This is a genomic window from Clostridium hominis (assembly GCF_014287825.1).
Lineage (GTDB): Bacteria > Bacillota > Clostridia > Clostridiales > Clostridiaceae > Clostridium > Clostridium hominis.
In genome coordinates this window covers 282,599-302,481 of sequence record NZ_JACOOO010000004.1, presented here as the reverse complement: position 1 = coordinate 302,481, position 19,883 = coordinate 282,599, and the positions used below count along the sequence as shown (strand labels likewise).

The 19,883-nt window shown below is 28.4% G+C and carries 10 protein-coding genes, 1 other RNA gene and 1 riboswitch; of the genes, 10 read left to right on the top strand and 1 reads right to left on the bottom strand.

Annotated features, from left to right (window positions below; translation table 11 throughout):
* Positions 1-292: 292 nt before the first annotated feature.
* Positions 293-1,615, bottom strand: coding sequence for a sodium-dependent transporter (locus tag H8S20_RS03145; protein ID WP_032119852.1), 1,323 nt, complete (start codon positions 1,613-1,615; stop codon positions 293-295).
* A gap of 632 nt (positions 1,616-2,247) precedes the next feature.
* Here H8S20_RS03145 and mgtE point away from each other — a divergent pair.
* The 10 genes from mgtE to H8S20_RS03095 all read left to right on the top strand — a co-directional run bounded on the left by mgtE (position 2,248) and on the right by H8S20_RS03095 (position 19,519).
* Positions 2,248-3,582 carry a magnesium transporter gene (mgtE, locus tag H8S20_RS03140; RefSeq protein ID WP_186859265.1) on the top strand — a complete coding sequence of 445 codons (1,335 nt, stop codon included), beginning with the start codon at positions 2,248-2,250 and terminating at the stop codon, positions 3,580-3,582.
* A gap of 109 nt (positions 3,583-3,691) precedes the next feature.
* Positions 3,692-4,366 (top strand): response regulator transcription factor, encoded by a 675-nt coding sequence (locus tag H8S20_RS03135; RefSeq protein WP_186859264.1) that lies wholly within the window; start codon positions 3,692-3,694, stop codon positions 4,364-4,366.
* Positions 4,359-5,762: a sensor histidine kinase gene (locus H8S20_RS03130; protein ID WP_243177486.1), complete on the top strand. Its 1,404-nt coding sequence runs from the start codon at positions 4,359-4,361 to the stop codon at positions 5,760-5,762. Before H8S20_RS03135 ends, H8S20_RS03130 begins: the two co-directional genes overlap by 8 nt.
* A gap of 240 nt (positions 5,763-6,002) precedes the next feature.
* Positions 6,003-6,358: a transfer-messenger RNA gene (ssrA, locus tag H8S20_RS03125) on the top strand.
* A 220-nt stretch (positions 6,359-6,578) separates the two neighbouring features.
* Positions 6,579-7,604, top strand: coding sequence for a nucleoid-associated protein (locus H8S20_RS03120; RefSeq protein WP_186859263.1), 1,026 nt, complete (start codon positions 6,579-6,581; stop codon positions 7,602-7,604).
* Between the two features lie 37 nt (positions 7,605-7,641).
* Positions 7,642-9,156 (top strand): hypothetical protein, encoded by a 1,515-nt coding sequence (locus H8S20_RS03115; RefSeq protein ID WP_186859262.1) that lies wholly within the window; start codon positions 7,642-7,644, stop codon positions 9,154-9,156.
* A 687-nt stretch (positions 9,157-9,843) separates the two neighbouring features.
* A riboswitch (cyclic di-GMP riboswitch) is annotated at positions 9,844-9,928 on the top strand.
* 177 nt (positions 9,929-10,105) lie between these two features.
* Positions 10,106-16,504, top strand: a complete 6,399-nt coding sequence (locus H8S20_RS03110; RefSeq protein WP_186859261.1) for an NPCBM/NEW2 domain-containing protein — start codon at positions 10,106-10,108, stop codon at positions 16,502-16,504.
* Between the two features lie 493 nt (positions 16,505-16,997).
* A complete protein-coding gene (locus H8S20_RS03105; protein ID WP_186859260.1) occupies positions 16,998-18,509 on the top strand; it encodes a sodium-dependent transporter in 1,512 nt (503 codons plus the stop codon).
* Positions 18,510-18,611, top strand: coding sequence for a MetS family NSS transporter small subunit (locus tag H8S20_RS03100; RefSeq protein ID WP_141395464.1), 102 nt, complete (start codon positions 18,510-18,512; stop codon positions 18,609-18,611). It begins immediately after the preceding gene.
* A 260-nt stretch (positions 18,612-18,871) separates the two neighbouring features.
* Positions 18,872-19,519: a YczE/YyaS/YitT family protein gene (locus H8S20_RS03095; RefSeq protein WP_186859259.1), complete on the top strand. Its 648-nt coding sequence runs from the start codon at positions 18,872-18,874 to the stop codon at positions 19,517-19,519.
* Positions 19,520-19,883: the final 364 nt, after the last annotated feature.

Sequence of the window (19,883 nt, the reverse complement as noted above, 5' to 3'; positions counted from 1 at the left end):
GTTATAAGAGGTGGTAGAACTTATCATGGGATAGGCTCTATCACTTCTATTGTTTATATAAAAAGTTATTAACAACAAATAATTGGAAAATGTTGATAAAGATGTGAATTGTTTTGAAGTAGATGTGGGTAACTTTAAGAAAATAAAATAGAGCCTAGTATCCGGCGAAAGACAACCTAGGCTCTATAAGTAATTAGCACTTTCGTACCAACTGCTCATTTATAATAACATCATATATAATTAAAAGCAATGTTAAAAAATGTATATAGGATAAATTAAAGGTTAATAATTTTTAACCAATACCACCATACAGTACACCCAAAATAATAACAATGACTGTTATTGGTACAAATATATATTTACCAAATTTAATAAACCAAACTCCAATCTTATATTTTGCACCTAAATTTAATTGATTTAATGTTTCTTCTGGACTTAGGATATAGAAGAATATAAAAGCAGTTATTAATGCTCCTAGTGGTGATAACACTATAGTAATAAAATTAGTGAAATTATCAAAGAATGTACTACTAAGCCCTAATGGAATAGCTAATATAAATGCAATGATAGCAGTTATATAAGTAGTCTTTTTTCTACTCCAATTAGTTACATTCATAATAGCTTCTACAGGACCCTCTAACATAGCTATAGAAGAAGAAATAGAAGCGAAAATTATGCTTAAAAAGAAAAGGGCACTTAAAAGTTGTCCAAATTTCATTGTTTGGAATATACTAGGGACAGTAACAAATAATAAAGCAGGACCGGCAGTAGGGTTAAATCCTAAAGCGAAAACTGCAGGCATAATCACAAATGCAGCTAGTAAGGCAGCTAAACTATCAAATAAAACTGTACTTATAGCACAATTAGGGATATCAAATTTTTCATCTGTATAGCTCCCACACATAACCATGCAGCATCCTGTAAGAGATACGGTGAAGAAAGCCTGGCCTAAAGACATAACCCAGGTTTTAGGGTTTAATAAGTAAGACCAATCAGGGGTAAGAAGATATTTAATACCCTCTATAGAATTTGGTAAACTTATAGATTTTAAAGTTAGAAGAATAAATATTATAAATAATAATGGAATAATAATTTTATTCACTCTCTCTATACCTTTAGAAATTCCAAAGCTAACAATAAGTAAAGTTATTAGTACTGCTAGTCCATGCCAAAATACAACACTATTACTATTAGTGAAGGTTGAAAAATATGAGGTTGTATCTATAGTGGATATTTCTCCAGTTAGACTTATGAAGAAATATTTTAATATCCAACCAATAACGACTGTATAAAACATAAATATACCAGTAAGACCTATAGTAGGAATAATAGATAAAATTGAACCACCTTTTATATTTTTTTCTTTAAAAATATTTCTTATAGATGTCATTGATCCAACCCTAAATTGTCTTCCAAATGAAAATTCAGCCATTAAGCCAACGGTTCCAAGTAATATTACGAAGATAAAATAAGGAATAAGGAAGACAGCTCCACCATTTTCCCCTAATTTATAAGGGAACATCCATATGTTACCTAGTCCTACAGCAGCTCCAACACATGAAAGAATAAAACCAAATTTGCTAGAGAATAATTCCCTTTTTCTTGTTTTTTGCATTTTAAATACCTCCTAGATAATTATTAAAAATTTATAATAAATAAAAGCCTCATAGTTTTTACCATGAGACTTTTAATCTAGGATATAGAAAAGCCTCATAGTATTATCTATGAGGCTTAATCAATCAACAAAAACTTTAGCCATCATAGATACAAAACACATGGTGTGGTTTGTATCTATGACAATCATTATATAGATACAAACCTATCTAAAAAAGCTAAAGAAAAAGCTATTATTTAGTTTTAAAATTGATAGGTTTCTTATTAAAGTCATAACTATATCTCCTAAAAGTTAATTTATGTAAAATATCATAACATTAGGAAGAGGTTGTGTCAATACAAATAAGGGAAAAAGTGCTATAATAGGAAGCTGAACTTTTAATAATAGGTGGTATAAATAATATTAACAATAAATACTTGGGGAAAATTATTGTTTTAATAAAGAAACTCATAATTTCTCCACAGTTGTTTTGTATAATTATAAAAAAAGTATAGGAGAGTGATTTTATGGACGACGTCCCTTTGAAGTATGGAAAAATAAAATTTTTAAGCAGTTCATATATATCACAAATGAAGTTTAATTAAATACTAATTAAATGATGGTGCTTATATATGGACTCAGAAGGAGGAAGTATGGCAACAGAATTATTAGAATTAATTGAAGGTGAAAAAATAAATGAATTAAGTAAAAAACTACAAAGTATGAATCATATAGATATAGCGAAAAGTATGATTGAGCTAGATGACAGAGAATTACTTTTAGTATTTAGGTTATTAACCAAGGATATTTCTGTAGAGGTCTTTTCTTATTTAGATAAAAAGTCACAGAAAAGAATTATTGAATTAATTACTGACAATGAAGTAAAGGATATAATTGAAAAACTATTTTTAGATGATACAGTTGATATTATAGAAGAATTGCCTGCTAATATAGTTGGAAAAATAATTACCAATACTTCATTAGAAAAAAGACAGCTGATAAATCAGTTCTTAAAGTATAAGGAAGATTCAGCAGGCGCTATTATGACTATAGAGTTTGTAGAATTTAAAGAACAAATAACTATTAAAGAAGCCATAGATAATATTAGAGAAATAGGAATAAATAAGGAGAGCATAGATAATTGCTTTATTATTGATAATAAGAGAGTTTTAAAAGGAATTTTATCTTTAAGGGATTTAATTTTAAGTAGTGAAAATAGTGTACTATCAGAAGTAATGGAAACAAATATTGTATCTGTAAAAACCTCTGAAGATCAAGAGAAAGTTGCAGAATTATTTAAGACCTATGATTTATTATCTATGCCTGTAGTTGATGCTGAAAATAGATTAGTAGGAATCATTACAGTAGACGATATTGTAGATATTATAGAACAAGAAAATACAGAAGATTTTCAAAAAATGGCTGCAATGGAACCGAATGAAGAGCCCTATTTAGAAACCACAGTTTTCACGCTGGCAAAACATAGAATAGTTTGGCTTTTAGTGTTAATGATATCAGCAACCTTTACTGGTGCAATAATTCAAAAGTTCGAAGATGTCATTCAATCAGTAGTAGTATTGGCTTCATTTATTCCTATGCTAATGGATACGGGAGGAAACGCAGGATCACAATCTGCTACATTGGTCATTAGGGGACTAGCATTAGGAGAAATTAAAACTAAGGATTATTTAAAAGTAATATTTAAAGAGTTTAGAGTAAGTATATTAGTTGCACTTGTTTTATCATTAGTGAATTTCATACGAATATATTTCTTTACAAAAGTTAGTTTTACAATTTCTTTGACTGTATGTATAAGTCTATTTTTAACAGTAATATTAGCAAAAGTTATAGGCGGAATTCTGCCTATAATATCAAAAAAGTTAAAATTAGACCCTGCAATAATGGCAAGTCCGCTTATTACAACAATAGTAGATACTTTTGCACTTATGGTATATTTCGCTTTAGCAAAGCTACTTCTAGGAATATAAATTTATTTAAGAGTTGTTATAAAAATATTTTTATAAACAACTCTTCTAATTTTGTCTTAAAAATATTAACCTAAGATAGAAGTTTAGAATTTTTAGGGGGATTGTTATTATGATTAGCATATTAGTAGTTGATGATGAGAAAAAAATATGTGAATTTATAAAGGCTTGTTTAGATAATGAAGGGTATGCCACTAAAGTTGTATATAATGGGAAAGCTGCAATTAACGAATTTAATGAGGATAAATACAATTTAATAATTTTAGATAGAATGCTTCCTGATATAAGTGGAGAGGAGATATGCCAATATATAAGAGAAAGATCAGATGTACCTATAATTATGTTGACTGCAAAGGTTGAAGATGACGATAAGATAGATGGATTTAAGATAGGATGCGACGATTATATATGCAAGCCATTTAATATTGTGGAATTATTACTAAGAATAAAAGCAATTTTAAAGAGAAGTAGTGGTGGAGAAGAGAGAGAAATTATAAAGTTTGGTGATGAATTAGAATTAAATACATTATCTCACGAAGTGAAGGTAAGAGGTGAAAAAATAACTTTAACTAATACTGAATATAGAATATTATTTACCTTAATAACCAACCAAAAGAAGATATATACAAGAGATCAGTTGTTAGAAAAGACTGTTGAAGGATATTATGATAAGGGAGATAGAGCTATAGATAGCCATATAAAAAACTTGCGTCAGAAGATAGAAATTGATTCAAGAAATCCTAAGATAATTAAAACTGTATATGGGGTGGGATATAGGTTTGGATAATAACAGTAAATTGAAATCAATAAATAGGAAGCTTATAATATGCTTTACATTTATTATGATTATAACCATTATGTCTATAAGATTTTTTGTAAATACCAGCTTCATTTCTTCTTTTGAGAAATACGTTAATGATAGTAATAAAGCAGAATTACAACACTTATTAGATATAGATATAAAAAGTATATATATAAATAATAATTGGGATATGGATTTAATAGAAAAATTAGGCTTAGATGCTATAAAAAAAGGAATAGCAATTGAGGTTTATAATGAAGATAATGAAAAAATATGGAGTATATTTGAGGATGAAAAAGTATTGTCAGACGAAACACTGAGAGATATAAGTGAAAATATGCAAAGTATAGATAAGAAATGGGATAATAATTTTCAGGAATATAAGGTCAGTGTAAAAGATAGTAATAATAAGGAGATAGGATATAGCTATATAGGCCATTATGAATCCACTTATTATATGGAAAATGATGTAGAGCTTTTTGAGGCAGTAAATAAGATTATTTTTATAATAGGGATAATTTCTATTAGTAGTATTATTATAATTTCAATAATTATATCAAAATCTATATCAAATCCTATAGGTAAGGTTTTAAAGATAGCAAAGACTATTGCAGATGGGAATTACAAACAAGAGGTTATATATAAAAGTGATATAAAAGAAATTGATGGACTTATAAAATCTATAAATAAATTGTCTAAAGATTTAAATGAACAAGAAAATTTAAGAAGGCAATTAACTGGAGATATAGCACATGAACTTAGAACACCTTTGACTAGTGTAAAAGGACACTTAGATGTTATTATATCAGGAATATGGGAGCCGACTAATGAAAGACTTATAAGTATTAATGAAGAAGTAACAAGAATTGCCAATCTTGTTGATGAATTAAGAAAGTTAGCTAGATTTGATAGTGGTAAAAATACATTAGAGAAAGAGGAAGTAAAACTAGAAAATTATATAAAGAATATAGCATATAATTATGAAGAAAATGCAATAAAAAAAAATATACTTATAAAGTATGAAATAGAAAATATAGAAGCCACAATTGATAAGGAAAAATTTGCACAAGTAATAATAAATATATTATCTAATGCTATTAAATATAATAATGGAAATGGAGAAATAATTATTAAAGCATTTGAAAGAGATAATATGATAAATATATCAATACAAGATGAAGGAATAGGAATTCCTGGTGAAGAGTTGAAGAATATATTTGAGCGATTTTATCGAGTTGATAAATCTAGAAATAGCGACAATAGAGGGCTTGGTGTTGGGCTAACAATATCTAAATCTATTGTAAATGCCCATGATGGAGATATAAAGGTATTCAGTGAAATAAATAAAGGATCTCAATTTATTATCACTATACCAAAGTGATGCTTTAATATAGATAACTATAATATAAGTTATTAATCTTCATGTATTAAGTGATAATATATAATGTTTCACTATTTAATAAAAAATTTAAAAATAAGAATATTATAGATTTTCTTCTATAATTTTAATAGCATAGTTAAGTTGACAGTGGAGATATGTTGATTTATAATAAAGTCACGATGTTAATCATCGTTTGAAAATTAAATAGGGGATAAGCGTTTCGACCTATTTACCTAACATGGGGGCGTTTTGGCTTCGACGGGGGTAAGATGGGTTTGATAAGCGGGCCGAGTAAAGCATGGACGACTCGTTAATAAGCTATGCACTAAATGTAAACGCAGAAGACAATTTTGCATTAGCAGCTTAATATAAGCTACTCATCAGTCCTGAATGCCCACGTTTAGGGTAGCTGGTGTCATAAAAGTGGGAAACGAAGTCTAGCAAAGCTTTGAGCTAGAGGGGTATTTATGAAGCTAGGGAATTAGGAGTTTGTTTGTGAGCGAACTAAGGACCGAAATTTTAGTCACAAACTACGCTCGTAGAAAGTCAGGCTGGTCTGCTTTCGGACACGGGTTCGACACCCGTCGCCTCCACCAATAAATCCACGATAGAAATATCGTGGATTTTTATTGTATTATGAGCAATATAGATTATACATATACGTAAGCATCAAAGTTATAGTATTGCTAATTACTATAAAAATATATCAAATTTAGAGTTTATATAGTGTTGATGTAAAATTTATATAGTAGTATAATTTTACATGAATATGAAATAAAATATAAAAATTGTATAAATAGGATGTTAGAGGGTAAAATGGGAAGAATAATATTTGAAAAGGTTATAGTTCATTCATTAGATAATAAAACAAATAATAAAAAATTGAGTGATTTCGAGTTGGAGGATTACAGTAGAATAGAGCCGCAATTGGCAAGACATATTCAAAGGTCTGAAAAACATGATAATAGAAAAATTGCCTTTTTTACAGGAAAAACCAATATTGTTAAAGATGCGTGTGAAAAAATTTTCAAAAATGATGATGCTTTTGTAAATGAATCTCAAACGATTGCAGAACATCTTTTTAGATGTATGACAGGTAATGCTTCGCCGGCTAATTTAATACTTTGTAAATATTCTGAAGAAGGAATAAAAAAAATAGCATTATTGAAAATGGATTTTAATGAAATATTTACTCCAATTGAAAAAGTTGTTGATGGGAAATTGAAAATTGAATTAGAGGCAATAGATAAATCTCTACCTAGTAAAAATGAAAAGTTACAAAAATGTGTATTTATATCTGAAAATATTTTTTTGAAAGATATTGAAGAAGAGCATATTTTATTATTAGACAAACAAAGGGGAAAAGAGGTTTCAGAATTCTTTAGCAAAGCATTTTTGAGTTGTGAATTAAAAAATACCAACAATCAAAATTTTGGGGTGTTTATACATGAATTCACAAGTTACATAAATGATGAATATAAGGATAATCCACAGGTTAAATCACAATTATTTAAAAAATTTAAAGAAGTTTTAATTAATTGTAAAGGTCAAGATATAAATGTACCAGATTTTTTAGGTGAAATATTTACGGATGAAGGAATAAAAGATAAGGCGTTAGAAAAAATAGGAGAAAAAGAAAATTTTGATTTTGAATTTAATGTTGACCCAGAGTATCTAAATGGAAGATTTCAGAAAGTTAGATATGTGACTAATTCTGGAATCACAATAGTTGGTGAAGGGGATGTATTCGAAAGTGATAATTTTGAAATTATAGATAAGAATGAGGATGGAAATGTAGATATAATAATCAGAAACGTTAAATATGATGTTTTAGATAATTAATTCGTTAATATACTGATATTAGGGAGGAGGGAGTTCTATGAATTATTATGAAAAGATCGATAAGTACATAAAATGCTTGTTTTATCAAGAAAATTTAAATTACACAGAAACCAATAATGAAATAAAAGTATTGGGTAGAAGTAAATTAGAAGATAAAAAGGATTTTATAAAGCTTTTAAGAGAAATTTTTAGTAGTGAAATAAAAGAATGTTTAAAAATAATAATAGAGAATGATGTTCTTCCTATAAATATAAAAGCGTATCCTGATATTGAAAGATTTATGGATGATATAAATAGAGAATATAAGGTTGATAGTATTAGTATTAAAATCAATAAGAGGGAGCTAAAAGGTAAATATATTAATGAATATAGTTTTATAAATAAAACTAACTTTGAGATATATTATTCACAACAAAGATTAGAAGAAAAAATAAAAGCATCAAAGTGCTATTTAGAAGATTTATTATATGAGGACAAATATTCAATATTTCTAATATTAAATGAAAGGTGCTCATTAATTTATAATGGGTTTGCAATAATTAGTGCGGATAATTTAATTGAAGAAACAATACAGGCAATTTCAATGAAATATAAAGAAACACAGGAAGTTAGAAAAGAACAAATAAGACAAAGAAATGAATTATCAAATTGGATTGATGGAACAAAGTGGATCACTCCAAATGATCTTTTTGCTGATATAGAATATATAGACAATAATATAGCAGAAATTATTGTACATTTATGTACAGATTTAATTATTAAGTCGCTTGCAAATATTACTATAGATACTAATGGAGAAGTAAAAAGTATTTTTATTGCAACTAAAAGAGCTGAAATAGAGTTTAAGGCAACTGAATACTCTATAAATTCAATGAAAAATTTATTTAAGTTGTACACTTGGGTTTATTCAAATTCATCTGCAGATAAAATTAATTTTGTAAGGAATATTATTGTTAGTATTGTTGTTGCAAAATGTCAAGGAAATATATATAACTTGATATTGAAAAATAGTGATTGGCTAGTAGTATCATCTAAAGACTCATATGATGAATTTATTGAAGACTCAATAGAAAAATATTTTGAGTCTAGATTTACATTAATTGATAGGATAAAGAATAATATTAATAGTGTTAATGAAAAGATAGATGAACTTATGATGAAAAATAGTAGTAATGCTCTAGCATTTGTAGCAACTATTGCAACAGGATTATTAACATATTCATTAGAGGACAATTCAAGTTTGAAAATAATGAAAGTAATAATGCTTGCATACTGTTTTGTTTTAATAATTAATATATTTTACATTATTCCAAATATAAAAAGACAATTTAAGCAAATAGAAGAGGAGTATCTATTCAATATACATAAGTATAATGAAAAATTTAGATTATCAGAACCTTTAGAGATTGAAGAAAAGCATTTTGGTGAAAATAAAAAAAATATTGAAAAAACATTTTGTATAATGAATATAACCTATTGGATAATTAGTTTAGCTATTTTATTTTTAGTGTTTAAAGATGGATTACTAGAAAATATTATAAAGATAATTTAGAAAGAGTGTATATGAACTATTTTTTTATGAAAAATAAGAAATAAGTTTATACAATAAAAAATAACAGTATATAACAAGTGAAGATAATTTTATTAATGGATATAAAACAAATAAGTATTAAGAAAATTAACAGAGAAAAGAGTAGAATATTATAATGGGAGTAAATATTAAATAATTTGTAGAAGTATTAGGTAGTGGAATGAATAAAGTTTATGAATTGATTAAAAAGAAGACTTACCTAAATTAAATTTAATATAAGCATATAATTAAGAAGAACTAGATTAGAGGAATATTAGTAAATAATATTTGAGAAATTGTGTAATGAAATCAATATTATTTAGATTTTAGAAGTCGAGGGTATTAATAGTTACGTATCGCCTCCACCAAATAAAACCGTACAGATTTTTCTGCACGGTTTTTCTATTTTATAGAAATAAATTCTTTATAAAAATTAAATTTTGCTTTTAATAATTCATCATAGTATCTACCATTTTTAGGGGGAGCTCTTTGTATTTATTCAATAATAATTCAGCTCTTTTCTTTAGTAGCAAGATTTAATAAATTTATAGTATTGAAGTTAACATCAGGAGCGATAGCAATTAAATAATTTCTTGATATAAATGTAAAAATTGAAAAAGTGGATAATAATTGACAAAAAAATATATAATATGATAGAATTTTATTGAAAAAATTAATAGGCAAACCTATGGAAACGTAGGGACGCAAAGCTATAGGGACTAAGGTTTTAAAACTATGTCAGCCAGTTGCCAAAGAGTACATTATACTTTTTGTTTTAAGATTTATAGTTAGTATTATTGCGTATATTTATATGAAAAATATTAAATTATCAAGTCTGTATTAAGTTACTCTTTTTGAGTAACTTTTTTTTATTCTTAAAGAAAATTTATCTATAATGTACTTCTGAGGGGGAAAATCAGGAGGGGTAAATATGAAAAGAAAAATCGCAGCATTAGTAGCTATGTCTATAGTAGTTACTAATACTATGCCAACAATGAGTGCTTTTGCAGATGAAATTGCAAGAAATAAAGCAACAGGCATAGTAAAGAAAGTAAGCCCAAATATGGTGGTGGAGAATTTCAAAATGAAGGATTATGAAAACTTCACTAAGTATAATGAAGCTTATAGGGTAAATGTAAAATCAATAACTAATAATGGGGGGAAGTACAATCAAAGTGTTATAACTAATGCTATAGATGGCAAGTTAGAAACACACTGGGAAACTGGAATAGAGAATAAAGCAGACTTTAAAAACGAAGTAGAATTTGAATTTGAAAATGTTGAAAAAATAAACAGATTAGCTTATGCTACTAGACAAGATGGGGCGAAACCTAAAGGTTATCCTAAAACTGCACAAATTCTAGTATCTGAAACAGAAGATGGAGATTACAAATTAGTTGGAGAAGTTACAAGCACTAAAGTAACTGGAGATATGGTTGAATTTAAATTTGATACAGTAGAAGCTAAGAAAGTTAAGTTTATATTCTCTGATGTTCATAATGGTTGGGCAAGTGCTTCAGAGTTTTGGTTCTACAAAGAAGATAAAACTTTAGATAAGATGGAAACACTTTTCACTGACAATAACATGAATGAAGTTAGCCCTGATTTTGCTAACTTAGAAGATCTTAAAGCTTTAGAAAAAGAAGCTAAAGATCATCCGTTCTATGCAAACTTCAAGGAAGATATAGATAATGCTATAGCTATATTAGAAGGGGAAGAACTAGAAAGTGGTATAGCTAAAGTATCGAAATTAACTGCATATGATACAGAATATCAAGACGCTTATAATGAAAAATTTATGATATCAACAAATAAAATAACTAAAGTAGAAGCTAATGGTGGAATATATCCAGGTACTAAATATGAATATATGTTTGATGGTGACCCTAATACACATTGGGAAACTACCAAAGATAATAGCACAGATTTCACAAATGAAATAACTTTAACTTTAGATGAAGCACAAGTTATAGATAGATTAGCTTATAAAGCTAGAAGTGTAAATAGCAAAGGATTTCCTACTAAGTTTGAAATACATGTTTCAGAAACTTCTAAAGGAGAAACATTCCAAAAAATAGCCGATGGAGAAGCTAGTGTAACAAGTGACATGGTTGAATTCAAGTTCGCTCCTACAAAAGTTAAAAGAGTTAAATTAGTATTTAACGAATGTAACAGTGGTAGGGCATTTGCTTCAGAAATGAGATTATATAAGCAAGATGAATTAAGTGAAAGGTACGCTACATTATTTACAAATGATAAGAAAAATGAAATAAGTAGTGAGTTTAATTCTATAGAGAAGCTAGAAAAGTTTGATAAAGAATTAGAGCAACACCCTTTATATAATTTATATAAAGAAGGTATAAATGATGCTAGATTAATACTTGAAAATAATAAAGCTACATATGTGGATGCAAGAGTATCTAAATTTAAAGAGTTTGGTTCACCTGAGTTAGCAGAGTATGATAAGACTTATAAAATAGATAATGAGCGTATAGTAAACATAACTACTAACGGGGGTCACTATGCTAATGATGTAATAGCAAGAGCAATAGATGGTAATGTTGAAACTTCTTGGCATTCAAATAGAACAAATAACGAAAGCCATACTAATGAAGTTACTATGACATTAGATAAACTAGAAACTATAGATAAGGTAATTTACACTTCACCTAGAGCTAGAGGATTTGCAGAAGAGTTTGATATATATGTATCTAAAACTTTAGAAGGTGATACTTTCGAAAAGGTTACAAGTGGTAGAGCAAGTAGAACTAATGATTCAGTTTCTATAAAGTTTAATCCAACAGAAGCTAGAAGAGTTAAGTTTGTATACACTAAAGCTTATGAAAACTTTGCACTAGCTTATGAGTTTGGTTTATATAAACAAGACACAATTATAGATAAGATGGATAACTTATTCACAGACGAAACTATGAATACTGTAAGCGAAGAATATGCTAATATGGAAGCTTTAAATAAATTAGAAGATGAAGTTAAAGTACATCCATTCTACGAAGATTTTAAAGAAGATATAGAAAATGCTAAGGCTTTGGTTGAACAAGGAGAAGTTGAAGCAACTGTAAGTAAAACTAAAAAGTTTAACCATTATAACAATAAGGAGTACATGGATCAGTTTGTTATAAATAGAGAGAATATAAAGAAAATATCTAACAACGGTGGACAATGGTCTACTATGAGAATAGATAATGCCATAGATGGTGATTTAGATACATATTGGGAAACTAATACAGCTAATAAAGAAGATTGGAAAAATGAAGTTACTGTAGAATTTATAAATCCGGTAATTATAGATAGAATAGCTTATGGTGCTAGAAAATCAGACAGAAAAGGTTTCTTAGAGGAATTTGAAATTTATGCTTCTGCTACAACAAAAGGAGATAACTTCAAACTAGTATCTACTGCAAAAGCAGATAAAACTACTGGTTTAGTTGAGGCAAAGTTTGAGCCTACTAAATTCCAAAGATTAAAAATAAGAGTAGTTAAAGGAGATCAAAGCTGGGCTACCTTAAATGAATTAATTTTCTTAAAAGAAGACTCTATAGCTAATAAAGTTTATAACATGTTTACAAGTGATTTAATGAATGAATTAGTTGATGAGTATGACACAATAGAAGAAATAGAAACTTTAGAGAGAGAAGTTAATACACATCCATTAAAAGAAGAGTTAATGGAGTATATAAAAAGAGCTAAGGATATAGTTCAAAATCCTGAACAAGCTAAACAGTATGTGTATGAATTAGAATCTAGGGGAGACTCTATAAAAGAATCTCAAAAAAGACAAATGTGGAATTTCCAAGATTGGCAACCAACAGGTTTAGCAGTTAAGTCAGGACAAGAAATAACTGTTTATGTAGATGTAGAACCAGGAACACCAACTCCTAGATTAGTGTTTAAGCAAATGGATTCTCAACATAATGGTAATGTTGATTTAAGATTATCTCCTGGTAAAAATGTTATTACAATACCTGAACTTAATTCTAATGAATTAAGACCAAATGTAGCTAAGGCAGGGGTATTATACACTGTTAACCCTTATACAAAGGAGCAACAAATAAGAAGTCCTAAGATAAAAATAGAAGGTGCTTTTGAATATCCTGATTTCGTATTAGGACAAGATTCTGATGAAGCTATAATGAAGGAACTAGAAGAATATGTTGATAAGCTAGAAAAAGATCCTACACTACCAGATGTATATGAAGTATTTAGTAAGAAGAACTTAGTTAACACTAGAGCAACATATGCTTTGGATTGGTACAAAAAGAATAATTTACTTCCTTCATACACTGCAAATAAGGTAGATGGAATAGTAGCAGAAGCAATGAAATTCTGGGGCTTTGATGGTTCAAGTGAAGTAAACTCAGACTACAATTACAGATATGTATCAATGTTAAAGTGGTTAGATAATGGTGGCTTCATGAATGCAGGTAATGGTATAACAGGTTATAACCAAAATGAGCAGGGAGCAGTTTTAGGCTATAACACTGGTTGGGGATTAATGCATGAATTAGGACATAATATGGATACTGCTAGAATGAGTGTAGTAGAAGTTACAAATAATATGTTACCTTTACATTTTGAAGTATTAGAAGGAAAGGCAAGTAGATTTTCTCAACAAAACCAATACGAAGCTAATATATTCCCTAAGGTAACAAGGGAGGATTACTCAAATAATATTTGGTATCCAGAAAATGATTACTCTAATTTACAACACATAGCTCCATTATGGCAATTACAGTTATATGATGAAACATTCTGGCCTAGATTACAACAAGAGTTTAGAGCCAATACTTCATTAGGTGGTGGAAGCTGGGATAACAAGCATGAAGCTTGGGTAATTGCTGCATCTAATGTAATGCAAATGGACTTAACTGAACATTTTGCTAGACATGGCTTCCGTGTAAATGAGGAAACAGCAGAACACATGAAACAATATCAAAAAACAACTAAAAAGCTATGGTACATGAATGATAACAAATATCTAAAAGAGGGTGAAGCATTTAATGAAAACTTCAATTTAAAATTACACCCAAAAGTAAATGAAGAAAATGTAACTTTAACTATGGAAATAGATAGAGAAAATAATAAGAGTCTTTTAGGATACGAAATATACAGAGATGGAAGCTTAATAGGATTTACAAATAAGGAAACTTATGTAGATAAAGAAGCTGTAATGGGAACTAATCATACTTATGAGGTTGTTGCTTTTAGCAATGATCTAAACAGTGCAGAAGGTGTAAGTGTTAAAGCACATGCACATAAGTTAGAAGCTCAAAAGGACATAGTTATAGAGCTTAATAAGGAGTTTAACCCTCTAGATTATGTAAAAGCTGTTGATTATCAAGGTAACAAACTTGATAATATAATAGTAGAACATAATGTAGATACATCTAGAAAAGGTGAGTATGAAGTAACTTATAAGATAACTCAAGAGGGAGTAACTTTAACAGATACTAGTACAGTAACAGTAGTAAGTGATTTTGCTTACCTAAGTGATTTAGAACATAAAGATGTTCAGGTAGGTTGGGGTTCTCCTAGATTTAACAGGGACATTTTTGGTAGAGTAAATGGTATATCTAAAGAGTTCTCAAAAGGTATAGGAATTCATGCAAATGGTTATGTACTATATGACTTAGGGGAACATTCTTATGAAACCTTAGATATTAAATTAGGTGCAGACTCCAGTAAAGCAGCAAGCAGAACATCCATAGACTTTAAGGTAATAGCTGATGGAAATGTTCTAGCTGAAACTGGTAAAATGGGATATGCTGATGACTTAAAGCATTTTAAGTTAAATATAAAAGGTGTTAAAGAGCTTAAAATAGAAGTTGGCATAGCAGATGGTAGTGATGCTTATGACCATGGTATAATAGTTGAACCTAAATTAATAGGAAACAACTCTAAGCCAGTGATAAATATAGATGAATCTCAAGCAATAAAAGTGGGAGACACTTTAGAGAATATAATAGGTAATATTGAAGCTACGGATAAAGAAGACGGAGATATAACTAAAAACGTTAAGATAAGTGGAGAAGATAAAGTTAATACTAATAGAGTAGGTATATATCCAATAACATATACAGTAGAAGATTCTGATGGAAATACTACAGTAGCTACTAGAAATATAAAAGTACTTAACATGGAAGATTTCACTTACTTAAGTGATTATAACTGGAAGAGTCAATCTAATAACTATAGACAAGCTCAAAAGGATGTAGCTATGAATGGTGGAAAGTTAACACTTACAGGTGAAAATAACGAAGTAGTTGAGTATGAAAAAGGTTTAGGAATGCATTCAACAAGTACAGTTATATATGACTTAACTGATAAAAATGCAGATATGTTCAGCACTTATATAGGTGTAGATAGGGCAATGTATCATACTGTAGGTCAAGTACAGTTTGAAATATATGTTGACGGTAAGTTAGCTTATGATAGTGGCGTAATGAGAGCTAAAGATAAGCAAAAATATGTAGAAGTAAATTTAGCAGATGCTAAAGAATTAAAGTTAGTAGTTAAAGATGGTGGTAACGGAAATGGTTCTGACCATGCAACTTTCGGTGATACTAAATTACACTATGTAAATGAATCAAGAATAGACAAAACTGAATTAAATAATTTAGTAAACGAAGTTAAAAAATTAAATGAGGATGACTATACAGAAGAATCTTTTAATGCAATGCAAATAGTTTTGGCTAAAGCAGAGCAAATTTTAGAAGATAACAATGCTAGTCAAGATACTATAGATAATGTAACTTTGGAACTAGAAGAATCAGCTAAAGCATTAATAGGAATAAATTTAGATGAAGTAGTAAACATACCAGACAAGTATTTAGCTAAATCTTTAGCTAATGTTCTAGGTAAGTCAGAAGGCTTCACTATTGGTGATATGAGGAAATTAACTGAAATAAGCTTAAGTGGTGTTACTAGCTTAGAAGGGTTACAATATGCTAAGAATTTAGTAAGTATTGAATCAGAATATAATGAGATAAAGGATCTTAGACCATTAGCTAAATTAAAGAAGTTAGAAAAAGCTAATTTTAAAAATCAATATGTACCAGTAGGCGAATTAAAAGTAGTTGATGGAACTGTTACAGTTAATACAGAAGCTTATAATAGAGATGGAAAGAATGTAGCTACAAAAGTTACATTAGTAGACAGTACTGGTACTGTGTTAGATGAAAGAGCTGTGAATGGTGATGCAGAAGTTAGTTTAGATGTTTCTAATTTAAAAGCAGGAATATATGGAGTTCATGTCGTATTTGAAGATGGTGAATTAAGTGGTATATTAATGAACATAGCTACAATTAAATAAATTTTTATATATAGAGTAAAATTTATATTTAAAATAATCGTGGGTATTATTCTTGCGAATAGCCTCCACCATAAATTAAAAAAGTTGACAAAGGGCAAATTATTATGGTATTATATACAAAAATATTAAAAGGAGGAAATATTATGAAAATTATAAAATTGCAAATTCAAAAGAAATCAAAATTTAATAGAGTACTCTTATTATTAGCCGAGTTAATATAGCAATTTCAGATATGATTAAATAGATTTATATTTATTGCTGTCATAGATGGAATTGCGATATTAAGTGATTGCATCTATGACGGCTAATATATTTCTTATGGATAAATAGCCTCATAGATTTATATGAGGCTATTTTTTATTATTTTTAGATAAGATAAGTCTCATAGATTTATATGGGACTCTTTTTATATCCTAGGCTAAAAAGTCCCATAGTTATTTGTGGGACTTTTTTATTTTATAAATATTAGAATTTAGGTTAGGAGGATTTAAAGATGGAAGAAAATAGAGAACAATGGGGTTCTAAGGTAGGTTTTATACTTGCAGCAGTCGGATCAGCGATAGGATTAGGTAATATATGGAGGTTTCCATATGTAGTTTACTCAAGTGGAGGAGGAGCATTTTTAATACCATATTTCTTTGCTATATTTACTGCAGGAATTCCACTTTTAATACTAGAGTATGGAATGGGACATAAATTTAGAGGTTCTACACCCCTTTCATTAGCAAGGGCTAATAAAAGATTTGAATGGTTTGGATGGTGGTCAATAATTAGTTCATCAATTATATTATGTTATTATTCAATGATATTAAGTATGGCAATGAAATATTTGACTCTTAGTTTTAATAAAGGTTGGGGAGAGAATTCCAATTCATTCTTTTATAATGATTTTTTAAAAGCATCTGATTCACCACTAAATCTTGGTGGAATAGTTTTTCCTATACTAATTGGAATTGCTTTAATTTGGTTTATAAATTGGTTTATATGTTATAAGGGTATAAAAGCAGGGATTGAAAAAATGAATAAAATATTATTACCTTGCTTATTGTTAATAATGATAATTATAGTTGTAAGAGGAGTTACATTAGACGGAGCAGAAGCTGGATTGAATGTATTATTTACACCTGATTGGAATAAGATAAAGGATCCTAAGATTTGGATTTTAGCATATGGACAAGTGTTTTTCTCATTGAGTATTGCTACTGGTATTATGATGACATATTCTAGTTATCTTCCTAGAAAAACAGATATAAATAATAGTGCATTTATGACTGCGTTTGCAAATTGTGGATTTGAATTTTTATGTGCTATTGGGGTATTTGCAATACTTGGGGTAATGGCAACAAGTGAAGGTGTGCCTGTTAAAGAAGTAGTAACAAGTGGAATTGGTCTAGCGTTTATAGCATTCCCTAAGGTATTTACGATAATGGGAGTATGGGGAAATATATTAGGAGTTTTATTCTTTGTATGTCTAGTATTTGCAGGAATTACTTCATCAGTTTCATTAGTTGAAGCAATATCAGCCGCAGTAATTGATAAATTTGGTTGGAAGCGAGATAAAGTTGTAACAAGTATGTGTATAATTGGATTTTTAGTAAGTATAGCTTTTGCAACAAATGCAGGTTTATATTTGCTAGATATTATGGATAATTTTATAAATAACTATGGGATAGTTGTAGTTGGATTATTAGAGGCCTTTGTTATTGGTTGGATAGTTAAGCCTAAGGAAATAAGAGAACATACAAATGCTATTTCTTATTTTAAAATAGGTAAATGGTGGGACTTCATTATAAAGTATATTACACCTACATTACTATTAATAACATTAATTCAAAGTATTATTACAGAGTTTAAAACCCCTTATGGAGGATATGATTTAATATCTTTATTACTATATGGTTGGGCGATTATTGCATTAGGAATTATAGGTGGAATATTAATAAGCAAGAAGCCTTGGAAGATAGAAAATGAATCTCAAAATATAAAAAGTAAGGAGGTTTTATAAATGACAGGGTATGCTATTTTATTTTTAGTATTAGGAGCAACTATTCTTTGGGGAGGGCTAATTGTAACATTAGTTATAAATTTTAAACATGAAAAACAGTAGATTAATATATTTACTCATTAAATATACAACAAATGTATATTAACAAAGTTAGTTAGATATAAATTAGGTGATAATATGTATTGCATCCATCAAATAAGAACAAAGACCAGGATACAACGCTAAAAGCTAATTATTCAAAGAAGATAACATTAAATAATAGAAATTATTAACGCATAAAATGGGTATAAAAAATTACAAATAAAAACCTAAGTATATATAATAAACATATTTAGATTTTATAAATAATAGGGGTAAAAGGTATGTATGGAATTATGAAGAGTAAGAGATTTGCAATGATGTCAATTGGTGTCTTAATTTTAGGTATGGGAGTGGCTTTATGTAACATGATAGGGTTAGGGGTAGACCCATTTGCAGCTATGAATATAGGAATTAGTGAAACTACATCAATATCATTAGGTGTATCACAAATGAGTTTGAACATTTTAATGTTCATAGTACTATATAAATTTTCTAAGAAGTTAATTGGATTAGGTACATTTTTTAATATGATAGGATTAGGATATGTAATTGAATTTTTTATTAATATTTATTCTAAATTTGTTGTGGTACCAGACAACTTATTTATAAAGCTTGCTTTACTATTTGTGGCAGTTGTAATAATAGGTATAGGGTTATCTTTGTATTACACAGCTAATTTAGGATTAGCACCATATGATTGTCTACCAATAATATTATCTGAAAGTACAAAGTTTGAATTTGGTACGTGTAGAGTTTTTGCAGATTGTATTTGTGTAGTAATAGCTTTAATATTCGGTGTAAGTATAGGGGTAAGTACTTTAATAATAGCATGTGGTATGGGCCCAATAGTTCAATTCATTAATAAGAATTTCTCAGAAAGATTACTAGATAAATCCAATATTGTTGGTAAAATTGAATACGAAGAATAAAATTATATAACACTAAATAATACTGTAATCACTTAATTATTTTATAACTATATTAACTAAGATTATGTAATATAAAATTGTAGGTATGATTTATATGAATAGCTTCCACAACTGAAATATACGGAAACCATATTGATGAAATAGTCAATATGGTTTTTACTTTTTAAATTAGGCTCGGTTTTAAACTAGCGCTGATAACTGAGTATAGAAAAGTGGGACCAATTACCTTGTTCATTCTACAATATTTTATATTTTTATTATATACAATATATTTATTTTAGCTTTGGTTTTATATTAGTTTCACATTAATACTATATTATATTTTATAGTATTAATTAATATAGTATATTTATATTTTGAGAAT

Excerpts from the sequence above, each read along its gene's own strand:
- mgtE (WP_186859265.1), top strand. The coding sequence starts at position 2,248 with ATGGCAACAGAATTATTAGAATTAATTGAAGGTGAAAAAATAAATGAA.
- H8S20_RS03135 (WP_186859264.1), top strand. The coding sequence starts at position 3,692 with ATGATTAGCATATTAGTAGTTGATGATGAGAAAAAAATATGTGAATTT.
- H8S20_RS03110 (WP_186859261.1), top strand. The coding sequence starts at position 10,106 with ATGAAAAGAAAAATCGCAGCATTAGTAGCTATGTCTATAGTAGTTACT.
- H8S20_RS03115 (WP_186859262.1), top strand. The coding sequence starts at position 7,642 with ATGAATTATTATGAAAAGATCGATAAGTACATAAAATGCTTGTTTTAT.
- H8S20_RS03100 (WP_141395464.1), top strand. The coding sequence starts at position 18,510 with ATGACAGGGTATGCTATTTTATTTTTAGTATTAGGAGCAACTATTCTT.
- H8S20_RS03120 (WP_186859263.1), top strand. The coding sequence starts at position 6,579 with ATGGGAAGAATAATATTTGAAAAGGTTATAGTTCATTCATTAGATAAT.
- H8S20_RS03095 (WP_186859259.1), top strand. The coding sequence starts at position 18,872 with ATGTATGGAATTATGAAGAGTAAGAGATTTGCAATGATGTCAATTGGT.
- H8S20_RS03145 (WP_032119852.1), bottom strand. The coding sequence starts at position 1,615 with ATGCAAAAAACAAGAAAAAGGGAATTATTCTCTAGCAAATTTGGTTTT.
- H8S20_RS03105 (WP_186859260.1), top strand. The coding sequence starts at position 16,998 with ATGGAAGAAAATAGAGAACAATGGGGTTCTAAGGTAGGTTTTATACTT.